General features: G+C 24.7%; 21 protein-coding genes. 6 read left to right on the top strand and 15 right to left on the bottom strand.

Translation table 11 applies throughout. From position 1 onward, the window contains the following. The 3 genes from ABLL_RS06085 to ABLL_RS06075 all read right to left on the bottom strand — a co-directional run bounded on the left by ABLL_RS06085 (nucleotide 1) and on the right by ABLL_RS06075 (nucleotide 2864). Entirely contained in the window at nucleotides 1-1089 is a 1089-nt protein-coding gene (locus ABLL_RS06085) for a CNNM domain-containing protein (RefSeq protein WP_014473902.1), read from the bottom strand. A 107-nt stretch (nucleotides 1090-1196) separates the two neighbouring features. Next, nucleotides 1197-2327: a hypothetical protein gene (locus ABLL_RS06080; RefSeq protein ID WP_014473901.1), complete on the bottom strand. Its 1131-nt coding sequence runs from the start codon at nucleotides 2325-2327 to the stop codon at nucleotides 1197-1199. 57 nt (nucleotides 2328-2384) lie between these two features. After that, nucleotides 2385-2864 carry an HD domain-containing protein gene (locus tag ABLL_RS06075; RefSeq protein ID WP_014473900.1) on the bottom strand — a complete coding sequence of 160 codons (480 nt, stop codon included), beginning with the start codon at nucleotides 2862-2864 and terminating at the stop codon, nucleotides 2385-2387. Nucleotides 2865-3008: 144 nt separating this feature from the next. On the opposite strand from ABLL_RS06075, the gene ABLL_RS06070 reads away from it, so the two are divergent. Continuing rightward, nucleotides 3009-4175 (top strand): hypothetical protein, encoded by a 1167-nt coding sequence (locus ABLL_RS06070; RefSeq protein ID WP_014473899.1) that lies wholly within the window; start codon nucleotides 3009-3011, stop codon nucleotides 4173-4175. An 86-nt stretch (nucleotides 4176-4261) separates the two neighbouring features. Continuing rightward, nucleotides 4262-5128: an ORF6N domain-containing protein gene (locus ABLL_RS06065; protein WP_014473898.1), complete on the top strand. Its 867-nt coding sequence runs from the start codon at nucleotides 4262-4264 to the stop codon at nucleotides 5126-5128. Between the two features lie 7 nt (nucleotides 5129-5135). On the opposite strand, the gene ABLL_RS15100 is transcribed toward ABLL_RS06065, so the two are convergent. After that, nucleotides 5136-5288: a hypothetical protein gene (locus ABLL_RS15100; RefSeq protein ID WP_014473897.1), complete on the bottom strand. Its 153-nt coding sequence runs from the start codon at nucleotides 5286-5288 to the stop codon at nucleotides 5136-5138. 32 nt (nucleotides 5289-5320) lie between these two features. Here ABLL_RS15100 and ABLL_RS06060 point away from each other — a divergent pair, with 32 nt between their 5' ends. Beyond that, nucleotides 5321-6142, top strand: coding sequence for a hypothetical protein (locus tag ABLL_RS06060; protein ID WP_014473896.1), 822 nt, complete (start codon nucleotides 5321-5323; stop codon nucleotides 6140-6142). On the opposite strand, the gene ABLL_RS06055 is transcribed toward ABLL_RS06060, so the two are convergent. Then, nucleotides 6137-6838, bottom strand: a complete 702-nt coding sequence (locus ABLL_RS06055) for a glutamine amidotransferase (protein WP_014473895.1) — start codon at nucleotides 6836-6838, stop codon at nucleotides 6137-6139. The genes ABLL_RS06060 and ABLL_RS06055 overlap by 6 nt on opposite strands. 111 nt (nucleotides 6839-6949) lie before the next feature. On the opposite strand from ABLL_RS06055, the gene ABLL_RS06050 reads away from it, so the two are divergent. From ABLL_RS06050 to ABLL_RS06040, 3 genes are all read left to right on the top strand, one after another. After that, entirely contained in the window at nucleotides 6950-7648 is a 699-nt protein-coding gene (locus ABLL_RS06050; protein WP_014473894.1) for an SDR family NAD(P)-dependent oxidoreductase, read from the top strand. Nucleotides 7649-7722: 74 nt separating this feature from the next. Then, nucleotides 7723-9369 carry an autotransporter assembly complex family protein gene (locus tag ABLL_RS06045; protein WP_158310004.1) on the top strand — a complete coding sequence of 549 codons (1647 nt, stop codon included), beginning with the start codon at nucleotides 7723-7725 and terminating at the stop codon, nucleotides 9367-9369. Next, nucleotides 9366-12257 carry a translocation/assembly module TamB domain-containing protein gene (locus tag ABLL_RS06040; RefSeq protein WP_014473892.1) on the top strand — a complete coding sequence of 964 codons (2892 nt, stop codon included), beginning with the start codon at nucleotides 9366-9368 and terminating at the stop codon, nucleotides 12255-12257. Before ABLL_RS06045 ends, ABLL_RS06040 begins: the two co-directional genes overlap by 4 nt. A 9-nt stretch (nucleotides 12258-12266) precedes the next feature. Here the strand turns inward: ABLL_RS06040 and ABLL_RS06035 are convergent, their stop codons facing one another. The 10 genes from ABLL_RS06035 to ABLL_RS05990 form a co-directional block, all read right to left on the bottom strand. Continuing rightward, on the bottom strand, nucleotides 12267-13451 hold the full coding sequence (locus ABLL_RS06035; protein ID WP_014473891.1) for an MFS transporter: 1185 nt from the start codon (nucleotides 13449-13451) through the stop codon (nucleotides 12267-12269). A gap of 12 nt (nucleotides 13452-13463) precedes the next feature. Beyond that, a complete protein-coding gene (locus ABLL_RS06030; RefSeq protein ID WP_014473890.1) occupies nucleotides 13464-14120 on the bottom strand; it encodes a FadR/GntR family transcriptional regulator in 657 nt (218 codons plus the stop codon). Nucleotides 14121-14292: 172 nt separating this feature from the next. Then, nucleotides 14293-15543 (bottom strand): OFA family MFS transporter, encoded by a 1251-nt coding sequence (locus ABLL_RS06025; protein ID WP_014473889.1) that lies wholly within the window; start codon nucleotides 15541-15543, stop codon nucleotides 14293-14295. Between the two features lie 41 nt (nucleotides 15544-15584). Next, nucleotides 15585-16499, bottom strand: a complete 915-nt coding sequence (locus ABLL_RS06020) for a class I SAM-dependent methyltransferase (RefSeq protein WP_041655110.1) — start codon at nucleotides 16497-16499, stop codon at nucleotides 15585-15587. Between the two features lies 1 nt (nucleotide 16500). Beyond that, complete coding sequence (locus ABLL_RS06015) at nucleotides 16501-16980, bottom strand: transcription elongation factor GreA (protein WP_014473887.1); 480 nt, start codon at nucleotides 16978-16980, stop codon at nucleotides 16501-16503. Between the two features lie 12 nt (nucleotides 16981-16992). Next, nucleotides 16993-17292, bottom strand: coding sequence for a hypothetical protein (locus ABLL_RS06010; RefSeq protein WP_041654727.1), 300 nt, complete (start codon nucleotides 17290-17292; stop codon nucleotides 16993-16995). After that, the gene (locus ABLL_RS06005; RefSeq protein WP_014473886.1) at nucleotides 17277-17702 is read right to left on the bottom strand and encodes an arsenate reductase family protein; all 426 of its coding nucleotides are present in this window, start codon (nucleotides 17700-17702) and stop codon (nucleotides 17277-17279) included. The genes ABLL_RS06010 and ABLL_RS06005 overlap by 16 nt, the downstream gene beginning before the upstream one ends. Before the next feature lie 43 nt (nucleotides 17703-17745). After that, entirely contained in the window at nucleotides 17746-18447 is a 702-nt protein-coding gene (locus tag ABLL_RS06000) for a hypothetical protein (protein WP_014473885.1), read from the bottom strand. After that, nucleotides 18419-19624: a hypothetical protein gene (locus tag ABLL_RS05995; protein ID WP_041654726.1), complete on the bottom strand. Its 1206-nt coding sequence runs from the start codon at nucleotides 19622-19624 to the stop codon at nucleotides 18419-18421. The genes ABLL_RS06000 and ABLL_RS05995 overlap by 29 nt, the downstream gene beginning before the upstream one ends. After that, nucleotides 19587-20594 carry an ATP-binding protein gene (locus ABLL_RS05990; RefSeq protein WP_014473884.1) on the bottom strand — a complete coding sequence of 336 codons (1008 nt, stop codon included), beginning with the start codon at nucleotides 20592-20594 and terminating at the stop codon, nucleotides 19587-19589. Before ABLL_RS05990 ends, ABLL_RS05995 begins: the two co-directional genes overlap by 38 nt. Between the last annotated feature and the right edge of the window lie 9 nt (nucleotides 20595-20603).

The following is a 20603-nucleotide window of genomic DNA, read 5'->3' as shown; positions in this document are numbered from 1 at the left end:
TTAGGCTTGTTTTTGCAAGTCTAATTTTTTTTCTATTCTTTTTTTGTCTATAAACATTTTATTTTGGATTTTACATCTATTTTTTGCTAAAACTTGCATATCTTCAACTTCATCCATTTCATCAACTATTTCAACTCCTAAAAGTGTTTCAATAGCATCTTCTAAAGTTACAACTCCACTTGTTTGTCCATAATTATCTTCAACAATAAAAAGATGTGTTTTTCTATTTATAAATTGATCAATTAGTGATGAAACAGGTACATTTTCAGATATTTTATGAACTGGAACCATAATATCTCTTAAAATAGTATCATCTCTTTCTTCAACACTCTCTTCCAAAATAGTTTGGTTAAATACTATTCCAACTATATCATCTATTGTTTCATCATAAACTGGTATTCTTGAATGAACATACATCTTATCATCTTCAATTGCATCTTCAACTTTTGTTGTTGATTTAAAAGCAAAAACCACACTTCTTGGAGTCATAATATCTTGTGTTTTTATGTTTTTAAGTTTAAAAAGATTTTCAATTAAAGCACTCTCTTTAGAAAGAATAGAACCCTCTTTTTCACCCATAGTAACTGCTGCCATAATCTCATCTCTTGAGAAATTTGACTCTTTCGTTTTTCCATTTGAAATAAGATGAGTAATAAACATAGAAACCCAAACTAATGGATAAGTTATTTTTATAAAGAAATTAATCAAATATGCTGATGGAATTAAAAGTTTTTTCCAATACACAGCACCTATTGTTTTTGGTATAATTTCTGAAAAATACAAAATTGCTAAAGTTAATAAAACAGCAATAATTGTTTCCATCTCTTGACCAAAAAGTATTTGAGCTTGTGCTCCAACACCAGCTGCTCCCATTGTATGAGCAAAGGTATTTAATATCAAAATAGATGATATTGGTTTATCAATATTTGATTTTAAATCTTTTAATAATTCAACAGCAGATGATGTATTATCTTTTTTTGATAAAGACTCTATATAAGATGAAGTGCTAGAAAGTAAAACAGCTTCTAGTATCGAACATAAAAAAGAAACAAATAATGCAATGATAAGATAGGTAAATAAAAGGGTCATTTTTTAGCCCCTAAAGAAGAAATAAATAAGCCACACCTACGATAGGAGTCGTTTAAGTTCATAAAGTTAATCCTTTTTAAATTTTTAAGGTAAATTATACCATATTTTTATTTTATTAGAGAGATATTATTTTGTATATGTTTTATATCATTTGGATTCAAATGATGTTTTTCTTCTAAAATCTTCATAAAAAATCTAACTTCTGCATTTGTAAAACCATCAAGTTCTTTATCTTTTATAGAAATATTATTTTCTTCAAGTCTTACTCTTTTTAATTTTCCATTTACTTCTTTTACATAATAAACAATATCTAGTTCACTTTGATTTACCTTTTCAATAGTAACTATGATTCTATTTGTTTTTACTTGTAAATTAAATTCTTTATAAAGATCTAAAAATTCTTCTGTTGTAATATATCCAATATAAAGTTTTGTATAAATATCAAAGAAAAGTCCTAATTTTGCAGATGAAAAGAATTTTAAATCAACTTTAAATTTTGGGTTTTGTCTTGAAGTATTTAAAATCCATTCTAAAGTTGGAAAATATTGGAACTTTTTATATTTTATTTTACAAGCTTCAATATATTTTTTATTTGTAGGAGCTTTTAGGGTTTGAACATCATTTTTTACTTTTTTTGCAAAAATTATCTTTTCTATCAAATCTTCATCATCTAAATCTTTTGTTATCCAAATTGTTGCATAAGAAGGAAAATTTTTAAGACCAACAGAACCTTCTGTCACAACTATCAAAGCTTTAATATTTAAAGTTGGAAAAATCATCTTTAAAAGTGCATATTTTTTTACTAATCTTTTATTTAAACTTGCCGTTTTTTTAGATGTACTCATCTCCACAAAATAAAGGCTATCTTTTGTAAAAAAAAGTGCATCAAATTCACTAATATCTTTGTAAGCTGATTTATAAACTATTTGAGAACTACTATCTATTAAAAGTCCACTTTTTATAAAAAGATTCTCTTTATCTTGATATGGACCTTTTAATACAAATCTTGTGATTTCTTCTTGTTCTAAAGTGTATTGAAGTAATAATTCATAGATTATATTTTCATAAATTTCACCTTTGAAACTACTATAAGCTGAAATGTATGAAATATCTTCTTTTGAGGTATTGTTTTTTACTAAAGCCTTTAAACTTTTGTTATCGTATGAATAATGAAAAAGATTCTCTTTTATATCTTCTATTTCTAATTTTTTTATTTTATCTGTTATTGTAAATTGCAAGTTTTCTCTTCTATTTCTATAATGGTTTTGATTATATCTAAAAAAATTTTAAATAGCTTAAATATTATCTTTAGTTTTGAAAAAACTTACTTTGCCCATATCATCAAACTTCATAAAAAGTTTTAAATCTTCAATAAAATTATCATCAAGTTTATCAAAACTTCTTTTCATCCTTTTATAAACGCCTAAAAGATTTCTTTCTTCTGCTTTTTGCATACCTCTTAGTAAATAATGATAACGTACCAGATTTTTTGTATAATCAGAAAGATTCCAGTTTTTAATAATATGATAACTTATCTCTTCGTGATTATGAAAAGAATACTCTTTTGTTTTTTTATCTTTTTCATTTTGATATGCAACATAAGGTTTTCCAATATCATGTAAAAATGCTGCTGGTATCATCTTATATTTTTTAGCTTTAAAAGTATGAATCGCAACAGCTAAAGTATGTAGTAAAACTCCATATTTGTGCCATTTGTTTTGCTTGATAAATAGTGTTATATAAAACTCTTTTTTTAATACTCTTTTTAATTTCATAAAGGGATTTTATCATCAACTTACTTTTTATCTCATTTTGATAGAATGATTATTAATAAGTTTATTTAAAATAATAAAAATGATTTTAAAAAACATTAAATTAAATATGATAAATTAAAAGATTAAAATTTATAAAGGTATTTAATGAACTCAGAAATAGATGAAACTAAAAAATGTAGTCATAGTAATTGTAATTTAGAAGTTTTTAATAATCAAAGTACTTGTATTCTTCATTGTAAAAAAGAAATTTGGGATGAAATAAACGATCCTTTATTTTGGAAAAAAATTCGATTATTAAATATATCAGCAAAAGATTTCTTTATGTTTATAGATATTATATTTCCACCATTTCCTATAAAACACCTTTTTTTTACTAAAGAATTTCAAAATAGTGATTATATACTGGAAGAAAATTATTTGTTTTGGGAAGCTGGTCAAACTAAAAGTTTTGGAGATCTTGCTCAATTTACAAACTGTACCTTTTATAATTTTTATTTTCACTATATTGAATCAAAAACTATTAATTTTAGTAACTGTGTAATAGAAAAGACATTAAATCTAAATTCATTATATATCGAAAATATTTATATTTGGGATAGTAAGAAAATTAATAACTTAGAAATAGCTACAAATCGTCTCAATACTTTAGAATTAAAAAATAGTAATATTGAAAAGCTAGAAATTAAAAATATACAAACTAATTCTATAAGTTTAATTTCATTAAATATACAAACTATAATTTTTAATAATTTTCGTATTAAAGAGGGGATATTTCAAGACTTAGATATTAAAAATATTGAAAATAATGCAACAATTTTTTTAGATGATATTAAAAAGTTTTTTTACCAAAATGTAACTGTAAAAAAAGCTGATAGAGAATATTTTAGATTTTTAAAGAAAATTTTTACTGAAAAAGATGATTTTATCAATATGAATGAAATGTATAAACAAGAAATGGATAGCTACTATAAAGAACTTTTACTAAATCTTAAAAAAAGAAAAAATAGAGTTTCTACTATTCAAAATTTTATAGTTGCTGGATTTGCAAAATTTACATCAAATTTTGGAGAAAGTTGGTTTAGACCACTAATTCTATTAATAATTACATCATTCTTTAATGTATTATGTACAAATGATTATTCATTATCTTATTTATTTTCAGGTGTAGGTGAATTATGGGATAAAATAGCTAAATCTATATACTTTTTTGATAAAGAAACATTCAGCATTGGTAAACTCTTATTTAATATAATGCAAGTTTTGTTAATTTATCAACTAATCTTTTCAATTAAAAGAAAATTAAAATATTGATTAGTACAAAATAACAAATTGTAATATTTTTAGTTATTAATCAAAAAAATATATATAATTCTTTCATAAATTCAAAAGGCTAAAATATGCAAGAACTTATAATAAATGAAAATAATATAAAAAACAAAATCTACAATATAAGAAACCATCAAGTTATGTTAGATAAAGATTTAGCAGAACTTTATGGAGTAAAATCAATAAGACTTAGAGAACAAGTAAAAAGAAATATTGATAGATTTCCTACTGATTTTATGTTTCAGCTTAATGAAAATGAAGTAGATTTTATGGTATCGCAAAATGCGATACCATCTAAACAACATTTAGGTGGAAGTTTGCCTTATGTTTTTACAGAACAAGGGGTATCTATGCTAAGTTCAATTTTAAGAAGTGAAACAGCTATAAATATAAGTATAAAAATTATAAGAACATTTGTTGAAATGAGAAAACTAATATCACAAAATATCTCTATGTTTGAACGATTTGAAAGAATAGAACAAAGATTAAATATCCATGATGAAAACTTTGATAAATTATTTAAAGCTTTAGAAGATAAAACTCTAAAACCAAAACAAGGAATATTTTATGATGGACAAATATTTGATGCTTATGTTTTTATAAATGATTTACTAAAAAGTGCAATTGATGAAGTAATTTTGATTGATAATTATATAGATGAAACTATTTTTACAATATTTTCAAAATATCCAAATATTAAAGTTCAAATTTACACATCAAATATTACAAAACAGCTAAAACTAGATTTTAAAAAATATCAAACTCAATACCAAAATATAGAACTTATACAGTTCAAAAGTTCTCATGATAGATTTTTAATTATTGATAAAAATGAAGTTTATCATTTAGGAGCAAGCATTAAAGATTTAGGTAAGAAATGGTTTGCATTTTCAAAGTTTGACATAAAAAGTTTAGAGATTTTGAAGAGATTAAATTAACAAAAAATCAATCAAACCTCTTAAAATCATCATCTTCACTTCCATCTTTTTTCCTATTTTTAAATTTCCACATAGTTACAAAATACTTCACACTAGCAAAACTCAGAATCAAAGCTAAGATAAAAAGAACAACATATATCAATATCATAATAGTTTGCATAATTTATCCTTTATTTTTGTATAATCCATTTTATGAAAACATTTATTTTAAACAACATAAACAAACTTATTTTACTATTTTTTACTTTGATTGCTTTAGCAGTTGCTACTTCATTTACTATTGATGAAAGTTCAAAAAAACTAATAAATGACTCATTTAAACAAGCTATTATTGTATTTGGAAGTGCAAAAGCGTTAAATGGTGTGATTTCACTAGCTCAAGGAACAGAGCTTGATTTACCTTTTGTCACTGTTGCAATTGGACAAATACTTGACCCAATAAATGATTTGGTTGAGCAATTTTCTTTTGTAATGTTAGCTAGTTTAGTATCACTTGGTATTCAAAAAATTTTACTAAATTTTGTAACAAATGAGATATTTAACTACATATTAATCGCTTTTATTATCATCTTCAATATTTGGTTATTCAAAAGATTTACAAATGATGAAAAAATAAGAAGTATCTTTTTTAGAATTACTTTTATTCTTCTATTTTTAAGATTTTCTATTCCAATGATTGGCTATGTAAATGAAATTTCTTACAACTATTTTGTAAAACCTCAATACAACATAGAAACTTTAAATGAAAATATTTTAAAAGTTACTGATGATGTAAGTAAAATAAATCAAGAAACTATAAAACAAAAACAAGAAGAGAGTTCATTTTTTGACAAAATCACTGAAAAATTCGATATAAATTTTTATGAAAAGAAAGTTGATGATTATAAAAATGCAGTTGATAATTCAAGCAATTATATGATTGATTTGATTATTGTTTTTGTATTTCAAACTATTTTATTGCCAATTATTTTTTTATATATTTTATATGTGTTATTAAGAAAGATTGTCCTATAAAAACAATCTTTCAAACTCTTTTAGTATTAAAGTTGAAGTTTTAGTATTTTCACTTTTTGAAATAAGTTCTTTTACATCTAAATCTTTGTTTTTTGATACTTCACTTATGTATAGATTCATAATATTTTCATCAAATTCAGGATGAAACTGAACTCCCCAAGCACAACTTCCAACTCTAAAACTATGATTTTTATCATGATTATTTGAAGCTAATCTAACTGCATTTTTTGGAAGTTCTAACACTGTTTGAGAGTGAATTGTATGAGCTTTGAAGTTATTTTCTAATTTAGAAAAAAGTTCATCTTCTTTTGCATTTTCATCTAAACTAATCTCAACCGTTCCTATTTCCATCCCAGTTTCATGATATCCTGAAACTCCACCTAAACTCTTTGCTAATAATTGATGACCATAACAAATAGCCAAAAGAGGAACTTCTTCATCTATCAATTTTGGAAGCCAACTTTCAAGTTTCAAACTCCAAGACTCTTCATTTGTCACCATACTATGAGAACCTGTTATTATAACTGCGTCATTTTTACCTAAATTTGGTAAAAAATCATCTTTTTGAACATCAAGTACAAAAATATCTCTATTTTTATCTTCTAATTTTTCTATTATCCAATCTTCAAAATCTCTAAAATCATCTTTTATTGAATCAAAAGTCGAACCACATTTTACAATATATAAATTTTTCATATTTTTCCTCAATTAAAAAATTAATTATATTTATTTTTTTAATTCTTTTGATTTCTAAACTGTCTAAAATCTAAGCTTTACTAAAATAAAAAAAATAAAAAAGGCAGAATTTTGCAAAAAAATATTTTAATCACTGGTTGCAGTTCAGGACTTGGACTTGCACTTACAAACTTCTATTTACAAAAAGGCTTTAAAGTTTTTGGGATAAGTCGAAACAGACCAGATATTGAAGATAAGAATTTCACTCATTTTTCTTTTGATTTATCAAAAATTTCAGAAATTAAGAAAAATTTAACAACAATTTTAAGTGATGTTCATAAGTTTGAAACTGTTTATTTAAATGCCGGAATGTTAGGAAAAATCAAACTATTAAAAGATTTAACTATCGAAGAACTAAATAAAGTTTATAGTTTAAATGTTTATGCAAACAAAGAACTTTTAGATATTTTTATGACTTTAGAAGTTAAAAATATAATCATAATATCTTCTGGTGCTTCAAAAAATGGCTATATTGGTTGGGGTGCTTACTCTTTATCAAAAGCCGGAGTTAATATACTTGTAAATTTATACTCAAATGAAATGAAAAATACAAAGATTTTAGCTGTTGCTCCAGGAGTTATAAAAACACCAATGACTGATTTTATAAGATTTGAACTTGATGAAACAATTTTTCCATCAGTAAAAAAATTAAATAATGGCATAATTCAAACTCCACAAGAAACAGCTGAAAAACTAGATAATTTAATATCAAAAATAGATCTCTTTACAACAGGAAGTTACGTGGATATACGAGAAATTGAGCTTAACTGATTTTAGTTTAGATATGTTAATATGATACGATGTTTATAAAAATTTTAATACTTATTATTTTTCCTATATTTATATTGGCAAATGAGATAAAAACTTTGGATTTTGAAGGTGATGTGGATTTAGTAATAAGCGATTTTTCAAAAAGCAATTTAGAAAAAGTTTGTAATATCTCATATCCTACATTTTATAAATTTTGGCAAAAAAATCCAACTTTTACAAAAGAAGATATTATTATCTGTAATGAATCTATAAATGAATATGCACAAAGTTTAGGTTTTTATAAAGCTGAAACTTCTTATGAAATCAAAGATGACAAAGCAGTAATTACTCTAAAAAAGAATGAACAAATAAAAATATCATCTATTGAAATAGAAAATGAATATAAAAATATTATTGATTTAAAAGTTGGTGATTTTTTCAAAGCTTCAAACTTTACAAACTCAAAAAAAGCTATTAAAAAATATCTTCATGAAAAAAGTTTTGCAAAGGCTTCACTTGATGCAAAAGCTTATGTTGATATGGAAGATTATAAAGTTGATATTATTTATAAAGTTACAAAAAATGCACCTCAATATTTTGGAAAAGTTAGCTTAGAAAACAATGCAAAAGTTGATGAAAATTATATAAAAGAAAAAATAGAGTTTAAAGAAGGAGAGTTATATAACTCTTTACTTGTTGATGAAACCTACGAAAATCTTTATAATTTTGGAATATATAAATATATTTCAATAGAACAAAATATAGATACACAAGATGATACTATTCCTGTAAATATCAAGCTTTTACTTGGTGATTATAGAGAAACTACTTATGGTATAGGTTATGATACAGATACAAAAGCTAGATTTAAAGCCCAATATAAAAATGATAATTTTTGGGGAAATCTAAAAAAGCTTACAATTGGTACAAAAATAAATGAAGATGGTTATGAATTTTATAACAATATAAATAATCCATATTTTTACTTTGATGGTTTATCTTTTAACAATGACATAAACTATGAAAATATGGATTATACAAGTTACGAGCAAGAAAAAATAGAAGAAAAAATTTCTTTATCTAAAGACTTTTTTGGTTTATCACATACAGTTGGATTTTTACTAGAACATAGTAATATAAATTCTCTTTTGGAAGAATACAAAAGTGGGAATTATCTTTTAAACTCTCTTTTTTATGAAGTTATTTTGGATAAAAGAGATGATATTTTAAATCCTAAAAATGGTTATTATCTCTCTTTTTATATTGAAAATGGTACAAAAATGATTTTAAGTGAAGAGGATTATATAAAAACTCTGACTCAATTAAGATATATAAAAACATTTGATAAATTAACAACCTCAATAAAAACAAAAATCGGAACACTTGATAAAGATTTACCGATATTTAAACACTTCTTTGCAGGAGGAGATTATAGTAATAGAGGTTATTCTTATGAAAAGTTAGGATTACTTGATAGTGATGATAATCCTTATGGAGGATTATCTATGATAGATAGCAGTTTAGAGTTTGAATACAATGTTTATAAAGATGTAGGAATTGCTACATTTTTTGATTCTACGATGTTAACTTTAGAACCTAAAAAATTCAATGATAACTTTTATAATTCTTATGGATTTGGATTAAGATATTATACTCCTATTGGTCCATTAAGAGCTGATATTGGATTTCCACTTGAAGATAGTGGATTTGTATTTCATATAGGAATAGGACAAGTATTTTGAAAATCTTAAAATTTTTATTTATTTCTATAATTACACTATTTTTAGTAGCTTTTTTATATTTAATAAACTCATCTTTTGTTGTTCAAAAGATATTTGATTATATTTCAAAAGAAGTTCCTCTAAAATATACAAGTTTGAAAGGAACTTTATATAGTGGTATTTCTATAAAAGATTTAAACTATGAAAATAATCTAGTAATAAAAGATTTTTATATAAAACCAGAACTTTTATCTTTATTAGTTCAAGAAATATATATAAAAGAGTTAAAAATAGATGGAATTACTTTAGATAACAAACTTTTTGAGACAACACAAAATCAAGAAGAAAAAACTACTTTTGATTTACCTTTTAAACTTATCATAAAAAAACTTGAAGCTTCAATATACAACTACTCTTATGAAGATTATAAAATAGAAGAACTATTTTTAAAATCAAAAAATATAACAAGTGATTTAAATAGTTATCTAAGTGGAGATTTTGAGATTAGTGCCAAATCAAATATAGCAAATTTAACAGCTTTTATAAATCTAAATAAAAATAACTACACTTTAAAATCAAATATAGAGTTTATCAAAGAATTTTTAGATAAAAATATCATAGAAAATCTAACAACAAATAATTTTAATCTTGAAGCAAATGGAAATTTAGAGAAAATAAATTTTCAAATAAATAGTGAAAAATTAACTTTAAAAGCAAATAAACCAATAGATTTAAAAAATATCAATACAACCGGAACTTATGACTTTTCAACATTTAATCTTGATATTACAAATCTAAATGCTATTTTAAATTATGATTTTATAAATTCAAATATAGAGGCAACTCTAAGTATAAAAAACAATGATATAAATAGTCTAGTTTTCAACTCAAACTTAAATACTTTAATAAAAAAAGATATTTTAAAAAATCTTCAAAAAGATTTGCTTATCAAAAGCCAAATATCAGGAAATCTAAAAGAGATAAAATTTACAAATAATTTTGAAGCAAATAGTTTAAAAATCAATGATGAAAATATCAAAATAGACTCTTTAAATTTAGAAGGAAATAGTAAATTTAATAATGATAACATTGATATTTTTGCAGATTTAAATCTAAAATCAAATATTTTAAGACAAAAATCAAAAATAGAATTAAAACTAAATAGTTCAAAAATAGAAGATTTCTTAATAAAAGCAAAAACTGTAATTAGTGAGATTTCATACCAAAATATAAAACCAAACTCTATTGGTAATGTAAATATAAATACTACTTACAAAAAAAATTCACTTGATATAAATCTTGAATCTAAACTTGCAGATTTATCAATATCTAGTAAAAATTTGAAAAAATATCTTTTTGATTTAAATATAAAAGAAATAAATCCAAATGACTTTTATAAACTTGATGAAAAGATAAAAATTTCAAATCTAAAAGGAAAAATAAGTGCAGAATATGAAGATGATTTAAATCTAAAAGGAAATCTAGTTTTAAATAATTCATTTGATATTAATACAAATTTATTTAAAAATAAAGAGCAAATAAAAGGAAAAGTTTCTTCAAAATCATTTGAAACAGATTTTTCTATAAAAGACGAAAAAACAACTATAAAAGCCCAAATAAAAGAGTTAAAAGATTTTGAAAAAGAATTAAATACCATCTTAGAAATGCCAAAATTAGACTTACAAGGTTTAGTAGATATAAAAGCTCAAATTGATAATTCTGAAATATCTTTTGAGCTAGATTCTTCTAAAATATCTTTTGAAAAAGAAGCAATCCAAAAAATAGATATAAAAGGAACTTATAAAGATAATTTTATTAGTTTTAATACTCTAAATTTTTATATCTCAAAAATTTATGATATAAATTTTGAAAAAAATTTCTCATTAAAAAATCAAGCAATTTTAAATATTGAATCATTAAGTGGAAATTTTGATTTTGATAATATTTTAATTTCAACATCAAAAGAAAATGAAGATTTTAATATCAAAATAGATACAAAAGATTTAGCTATTTCATATGATAACTATGGAAAAGGTTCCTTATCATCAAATCTTTTAGTTCAAATTAATCCTCTAAATAAAGTTTTAATTACAGGAGAAGTAAGAGCAAATAAACTTTATATAAATTATGAAACACCCTCTGTGAGTATCAATAAAGATAAAGATATAATCATCGTTTATAAAAATAAAAACAAGAAAGAAAAAGATACTTTTTTTGAAGATATTGCTTTGCAATTATCAATTTTTGCAGATAATTTAACTTATAAAGTTAAAAATATCGATTTAAAAGCTTCAAGTATTTTATTTTTGAAAAAAGATTTTTATCAAGATCTTAAGATTTTTGGTTCACTTCAAGATACTTCAGGAACATTTACAGAACTTGGAAAATCTTATACTATAAAAGATTCAAATATCTATTTTAGAGGATTAGAGCCAATTGATCCACTTTTAGATATTCACGCAACTTATAGTGTAAATGATATAGATATTTCAATCATAATAAGTGGAAGTTTAAATGAACCTAGAATAAATCTTACTTCAACACCAGTTATGAGTCAAAAAGATATTTTATCTTATTTGATTTTTGGTACAACTTTTTCTAGTAACGCACAAACAAATACACAAAGTAAACAATCTCAAGCTTCATTATTTTTACTAAATGAATTATCAAAAGATTACGCAAAAGAGTTAGGAATTGATATGTTGTATTTTCAATATGACCCAACAACTCAATATATAGAAACTTATGTAGGTAAAAATATATCTCAAAGAAGTAAAATAGTTTTAAAAAACAAATCAACTGGTGGTGAGCTTATTTTGATGAGAGAACTTACAAAACTTTGGAATATAGAACTAGGCTTTGAAGAAGATACTCAAAGCCTAGATTTAATTTATAGAAAAAGATATTAATTTTTCAAATCAATGGTGAGTAACTTCATCTCTTCCTGCTTTTAAACCAAAGAAAATTAATAATATTATCAATAAAATCAACATAAGAATTGGTATCGTCCATGATTTTGATAAATCATAAATAAAACCTATCAAAATAGGTCCAACTGCTGCAAGTAAATAACCTGCTGATTGTGACATTCCTGAAAGTTCTGCTGCTTTTTTTGCATGGGGAGTTCGTAATGAAATGAATCCAATAGCTAAACTAATAGTTCCTCCCATTCCAAGTCCTAAAAATATCATTGAAATAATTACACTTGATTTAGATATTGCAAATAAAAATATCACCATTCCAACAAGATATATCAATGTAATAATTGTTGCAATTAACTTTTGATGTCTAATTTTATCTGCAATTGCAGGAACTAAAAGAGTAGCTGGCAGACTTATCAATTGAAATAATAAAAGCATCATTCCTGCAAAATGAGCATCAAAATCTTTATATAAAAGAATTGAAGGAATCCAAGCAATTAAAGTATAAAATAACAATGATTGTGTTCCCATATATAAAGTAACCCACCAAGCAAGTGGCGATTTCCAAATAGATTTACTTTTCATTTTTTCTTCTATTTTTAAATCATCACTATTATTATATTCTCCACTTTTTTTAAGTTGTGGCAACCATATCAATAAAGTAAATACAGTTAAAATTGTCCAAATTGCTAAAGAAGTATTCCAACCCCAGATTTCTGTCATTGGGATACTTAATCCTGAACCTAAAGCTGCAAAAATACACATTGAAGTAATATAAATACTTAAAACATTTCCTACATTCTTTTTGAATTTATGTTTTATTACACTTGGGATTAATACATTTCCAATAGCAATACCAATTCCAATAAAAGCTGTTCCAATAAATAATCCATAAATATCTGTATAAGAACGAATTAATTCTCCTAAAATAATCAATAAAAGTCCAAAAAACATAGTTAGACCATGTCCAAACTTGTGATTTAATTTTGCAACAAAAGGAGAAATTATTGCAAAAGCCAATAAAGGAAGAGTTGTTATAAATCCAGCCATACTGCTATTTAAATTATATTTTATTTGTATCAAATCTATAACTGGACCAACAGAAGTTATTGGAGCTCGTAGATTAAAAGAGACAAAAACAATTCCTAGAAAAACTAGAAATAAATGAGAATTTAATTTCATATTTTACCTTTATTAAATTTCTAAAATTTTGTCTATAGTTTCTTGTGCTTTTTCAATATTTTGAGAATAAATCGCTTCATAAAGTTCTATATGTAATTGAGAAATCAGTTTTTCTTCAATAAGTGTTAATTCCAATCTTTTAGCTACAGAAAAACAAATATATTCAGAAATAGATTTATATAAATCATAAAAAATTGAATTATGAGAAGCTTTTGCAATTGCTAAGTGAAATTTTAAATCTACTTCACTATTTTCTTCAAAAGAACCATTTGTTGCATTTATTTCATCTAATGCTTTTTTTATTTCGATTAAATCATCTTTTGTTCTTCTTTGTGCAGCTAGTTTTACTATTTCTTTTTCTAAAGAGACACGAACTTCATGAACTTCTTGAATTTTAGAGTTACTCAAACGAGTAAAAATATTTGCTTCAAATCTATCATTTGTTAGGACATAAGTTCCATCACCTTGTCTTGATTCTAAAACTCCTGCTTGAATCAAAGATTGAATAGCTTCACGAATTGTATTTCTACTAACAGAAAACTCTTTTACTAAATCAGGTTCAGAAGGAATTTTTTCACCTACTTTAAAAATACCATTTTTAATAGCTTTTTCTATTTCTAGTGTTATTTGTTTTGGTAAAGATTGTTTAACTGGTTTTGTTATTTGCATTTATAATTCCTAATATTTTTCAAAATTCATCCAATCATTGGACAAGTTAAAATAATAATAGAAATTTATAAAATTGTCAAATAAATTTATAATGATATTTTTATTCTGTAGTTTTAGTAAAAGATATTAAATAAGCTCTAAACTTTGAATAATTCAAAGTTTAGATTTGTTTTTAATGATTGTGTTTTGCTTTTTTCTTTTGAATAGATTTTATATTTGAAATCATTGCAATAGATACAACTAAAGCTATTACAAAGAAACCTGCAAATACATAAAGTGTTTCAGAATATGAACCTGTTCTATCTTTTACAATAGAAATAATAAGTGGTCCAACAAGCCCAGCTGCTGCCCAAGCTGTTAGAATATATCCATGAATTGCTCCAAGTTCTTTTGTTCCAAAGATATCTCCAATATATGCAGGAATTGAAGCAAATCCTCCTCCATAACAAGTCATAATAAAATATAACACTACTTGAAATACTACAATTTCTGTAATCGAAGGTAACATATAAAAAGCAACTATTTGAGTAGCAAAGAAAATTACATATACAACAGGTCTTGTAATATAATCTGAAATTGAAGCCCACATAAGTCTTCCTGCACCATTAAAAATTCCCATTAAACCAACAGCTGCTGCTGCTGCGATTGCAGAAATTCCTAAAACTTCTTGAAGCAATGGAGATGCAACCCCAATAATAGCAATACCACAAGTGATATTTATAAATAACATTATCCAAAGACCATAAAATCTTGCTGTTTTAACAGCTTGTGCTAAAGTTAAAGTTTCTAAATCCTCTTTTAATTTCTTTTTACCCTCTTTGATTTTTTGTTCAAATTTTTTAGGTAAATATTCATCATGTGGTTTTTCTAAATAAAGAGCAGAAGCAAACATAACAACAAAATATATAGCTCCTAAAATAAAGAATGTTCCAGCAATTCCAACAGCTTCAATTAAAACCTTAATAGCAGGTCCCCAAATAGCTGATGCAAAACCAAATCCCATAATAGCAAGTCCAGTTGCCATACCTCTTTTATCAGGGAACCATTTTACAAGTGTTGATACAGGAGAAATATACCCTATTCCTAAACCACATCCACCTAAAACTCCATAAAAGAAGTATAGTAACATTTTTGATTCCATCATTATTGCAAGTCCAGAACCCATTGTTCCTAAACCAAAAAGTGAAGCTGCAATAATAGCTGAAACTCTTGGACCATTTTTTTCAACAAATTTTCCCATAAGTGCAGCAGATAATCCCAAAAAGAATATCGCAATACTAAAGGCAATTGTTACATCTGTCAAATCCCACTGCATTTGAGCTTGAATTGGTTTTACATAAACACTCCAAGCATATACAGAACCGATACAAATATGAACTCCTACAGCACTAAGTGCCATAAGCCAACGATTTTTTTCTACCATTTCTTTACTCCTAAAATAAAACTTGGGATAATATCTAAAAATCAATTAGAGTTTTGTTTTACAAATATAAGATTTTTTAATGACTTTTCTTCATTATTTGTAATAAACTCTTTTAAATTTTCCAATCTTTTTTCAAATTTGAAACTTGGTGCTAATTCTTTGAATTTTTCTTTTATAAAGTTACTATCAAGTTCTGGGGCATTCAAACAAGATAAAACAATACAATTATCACTTGCTAAATCATCTAATCTTTTTATGATTTTTTCATAATCCTTAGTTGCTGCAAAACTTCCTTTTTGAAAAGATGGTGGATCAATAATGATAATATCATAGGGAGCTTCTTTTTTGATTCTACTCCATGATTTTAAAATATCATAAGGCATAAATTTTACTTTTTTAGCATCAAGATTATTTAGATGATGATTTTCTCTTCCCGTTGTTAAAGCGCCTTTTGCCATATCTACATTTACAACTTGTTTTGCATTTGCATTTATTGCAGCAACAGAAAATGCACAAGTATAAGAAAATAGATTTAAAACATTTTTATCTTTACAAATAGAGCTAATATACTCACGCCCTATTTTCATATCTAAAAAAATTCCAATGTTTTTATTGTAAAAGTTAATTTTATATTTTAAACAATTTTCTATAACTATATAAAATGGTGGAATTTCTCCTTTTATTGCTTCATTATGATTTTCGTTTTTATATTTTCTTTGAACAATAAAAGTATCAATTTTTTTTATATTTGTTACCTCATCAAGAAGTTTGATAATCTCTTTTTCTTTTTCATTTTCTTCAAAAAAAGTAACAAATAAAATCTCATCTAAACTATCAACAGTTAAATAATTAAAATCATCATAAAAGTTTCCTCGTCCATGAAAAACTCTTTTTATCTCTTTTGTTTTATCTTCTAGATTTTTTAAAATAATCTCTTTTAGTTTTTCTAAATCTATTTTATTCAAAGTTATACTCTTTTATTGAGATTATTTTGTATTCATAAATATCACCATTGATTTCAAATTCAAACTCTTGATTTAAACTTTTACCCAATAATGCTCTTCCAAAAGGTGATTTATTTGAGATTTTATTTTCATTTATATTAACTTCAAAAGTTCCAACGATTATAAAAGTTTTCAATTCATCTGTATCTAAATCTTCTATAACTACATGTGAACCAAAATTTACTTTTGTGTGAGGAATTTGTGTGATATCTATTACTTCACTATTATTTATAATTCTATCAAGAAATCTAAGTCTTTTATCGCAGTTTCTTATTTGTTCTTTTGCAGCAATATACTCAGCATTTTCACTTCTATCGCCAAGTTGAGCTGCTATTTCTTTCTCTTTTACCCAAAAAGATTTCTCTTTTAGTAGAGCTTTAAACTCTTCAACTATTTTTTCATAACCATTTTTTGTAATTAAATCTTTATTCATAAAAGAATTATATTAATTTTTTATATATTTCTTCGTTAATCTGGCATAATCATAAAAATCACTTAACATCAAATATCGCATTTGAATATCTTGAAATTTTCTAACAACCATAAAATTACCTTCATTAAAAAGTCTTACATCATCTATAAACTCTTTTGGATAATGAAGCTTTTCTTCTTTTAAAGAACTAAAACACTCCATAAAATCCAAAAACAAGGATTCAATAAACTCCTCTTTTTCTGTTGAAGGCTGTGTTAAAAAATCATGAACCGTTTCAAACTCTTTACAAATTTCTATTAAACATTTGTGCATGAGTCACTACTTGAACAGCTATTTATTTTCTTATCTGTATCTATTTTTAGATTTAAAATTTTATTGATTTTTTCAACATCAAAACCACAAATTTTATTTCCATTTATTTCCATCAAGGGTCTTTTTATCAGAATTGGTGTTTTTATCATAAGATTTATAACTTCATCTTTTGATAGATTTTTTATATCTATTTCATTGTTTTTTATTTGAGGCGCAAAAGGATTTACCATATCTTTAACTTCTAAATTTTCAAAAAATTTACTTAACTCATCATAAGTCCATTTTGTATCAAGTAAACTTTTTACATCAAAAGATATATCATAACTTTTTAATAACTCTTTTTGTCTAGCATTACCACTACATCCTGTTTTTTCATAGAATGTGAATTTATAAAAAGCAAAATTTCCCATAAAATCCCTTTTTATAAGAGTATATGCAATTTTTATACCACTTTTAGATTAGCTTTTCTGCTAACTTTTTTATTGTCATTTTTTGAAGAAGATGTAAATTTGATTTTTCTATCCATTTATCCACCTCATTTTTATAATGTTTTAATATCAAAGTATGGATTTTTTCTTTTTTTTCTATTATTTCTTCTAAATGTTCTTTTAACTCTTCTTGGTCAAGTTCTCTTAAATCTTTTAGTTTGAAAAAAAGTGCTTCTTTAAAACTATCATCTATAAACTCTTCAGCTTTTTGCATAAAAATAGTTGCTTCTATTTCATCTGCAAATATATCATTCCATTTTCTTCCATTTTTAAGTTGGTCAACTGCAACTTCTAAAAAAACTGGAACAATATCCAAAACCTTATTTAACTCTTTGAAATCATCATCAACAAGCGAACGAAATAACATTCTAGTTCTATTTTTTATTTTTACTCGCAAAGATGAATTTTCTATAACTTCTTTATGCAAAAGAGTAAATCTTTTTAAAGCATTTAATTTTGAGTGATTAAAAGCCATTATTGAAACAAGAGGGTCAATATCTTTTATTTGAGCTTCACAAGAACCATTTGGTCTACAAAATGCCCAATAAAGTCTGGCTTCCATATCTGGATGATTTAGATATTTTTCATCACCTAAGGCTTCAAAATCATCTTCATCTTTTAGTATTTCAACCTCATCTTTATATGTTAAATTGAATAACTCTTCCATCTTTTTCAAACTTTCTTAGATTTTTTTTATTACTGATTATAAAAAGTGTATTACATAAAAGAGATTCTGTTAATTCAAATTCTCCATCACTTAAAACAATCAATAAACTATCATTTCTTACTTCACTTGATTTTTTTAAATATCTCAAACACTCATCAAAATTTGTGCCACCATTTGATTTTGGAATTAATAATTCATCACTTGAAAGAGGATTAAAACTATCAAACTTTATGATATATTCACTTCGCACTTTTAAATCAAAAGGTAAAATTTCTACATTATATTCATAAAAACTATCTGCGATTTCTCCTATAATTCCCAAAAACTTTTTATATTCATCAAGGGTTACACTAGAAGAACTATCAAGAGCTATATAGATATTTAGATTGTCGTTTAGCTTTTTTGTTCCAGGCATATATATGCCATTACTTATGAACCTTTTATTTGGTCTTTCATAAGAGAGTTGTTTTTCAAAAAAAGAGCTTATTAAATACTCTTTTAACTCATCACTTAGATTTATTTCTGGTTTTATCAAAGTATCTATTTCAATACTCATTCCCTCATATAAATTTGAAGCTTTTTTTGCAATACTCAAAGCTTGAATAATAATCCCATCAAGTTTTTCTTGATCTATTTTTTCATTTTTCACATACACCTCATCTAAATCTAGTTTTGATTTGTCATATTCATTTGAATCTAAAGTTCCATCTTTATCAGGATTTGTTTTTCCTATCTCTTCTTTTTTCTTTTTATAAAGTATTTCATATACCTCTTCAACACACTTATCTTTTAATGTTAAATCAAAAATCTCATCAGCTGGTCTTGAACCAATATTTGTAAAAGTCGAAAGAATATTGTTTATTACAATATCACAAGCTTTATTCCAAATATAACTGTCTCTTGTTTTTTGTCTATATGGATGTTTTAAAACTATATGAAGTAATGTGTGTGCGTAAAGGTAAGTTATCTCTTCTTTTGTATATTTTTCTAACTTATTTGTATCAATAGTGATTTTAAAACCATTTGTTAAAAAAGCACTATTTTTATTTTCATCATAAGAAGTTTCTATACTCAAAGCTAAAACAGATAAAAAAGGATGATTAAATAAGAAATTAACTCTTATTTTTTCAAATACATCTTTATATGATGTAGTCTGCATATTTTTCAATCCACTCATCAAATTCACCTAATGTTGTAATCTCTTCATCTTTTACAATTAAATCTTTAATAAGCATTACTGCAAACTCAACTGGAAGCTTTTTACTATAAGCAAATATATTTACAGCTTGATTACAATCTTTATATTTTTCAATAACTGCTGAACATAAAGCATATAAAGCACTAGGTTCGTTTGGAACTACGTCACAAGTTCCTTCTAATATCTCATCTATATTTGGTAAAGTCTCATAAACTTTAATAAATGAAATAAACTCAATAGCAGCTGCATATCCAACTGTTCCATAAATAATTGGTGAGATAACTGATACATCACTCTCATTTTTTAAAATAGTTGATAACATACTCCAAGCTCTTGGCGTACAAAAAGCAGGATTTGTTTCAGTTGAGTTTGGAACTTCACTACTTAATAAATCAGGTCTAAATCCTAAAAAACCTAAAATATATGAATGAATGCCATTTAAAATTGCCCAATTTTTAAAATCATCATATTTTGCTTCAAGTAATAAATGAACCATTCTATTTACAAGTGGACTTGGAAGTTTAAAAACAATTCCTTTATCATTTATTTTATTTCCAGCACAAACTATCTTCCAATTTTTTGGAAGAGAATACTCCCCTATTTTTCTATCAAGAACTAATTGATAAATAGCAGCTTGTACAGAAAGAGAAGCTGAGTTTAACTCATCTAAAAATAATATTCCACTAGAGTTTTCATCTTTTGGTAAAAAAATTGGACTCATCCAAACTGTTTGATTATCTAAAATTGCAGGAATTCCTCGTAAATCAACAGCATCTAGTTGAGAAAGCCTAACATCAATCAACTCCAAATTATTCTTTTTTGCAATATCATTTACTATATATGATTTTCCAATTCCTGGACTTCCATGTATAAATACAGGAATATCACTTTTTAATAATATTTGTAATTGTTTGTATAATTCTTGTGTTCCAATTGCAGGAGTTACCATATTTCAACC

Origin of the sequence: Arcobacter sp. L, assembly GCF_000284235.1 — a bacterium.
Lineage (GTDB): Bacteria > Campylobacterota > Campylobacteria > Campylobacterales > Arcobacteraceae > Aliarcobacter > Aliarcobacter defluvii.
The sequence above is the reverse complement of the archived record's forward strand: the minus strand, read 5'-3'. Positions and strand labels throughout refer to the sequence as shown.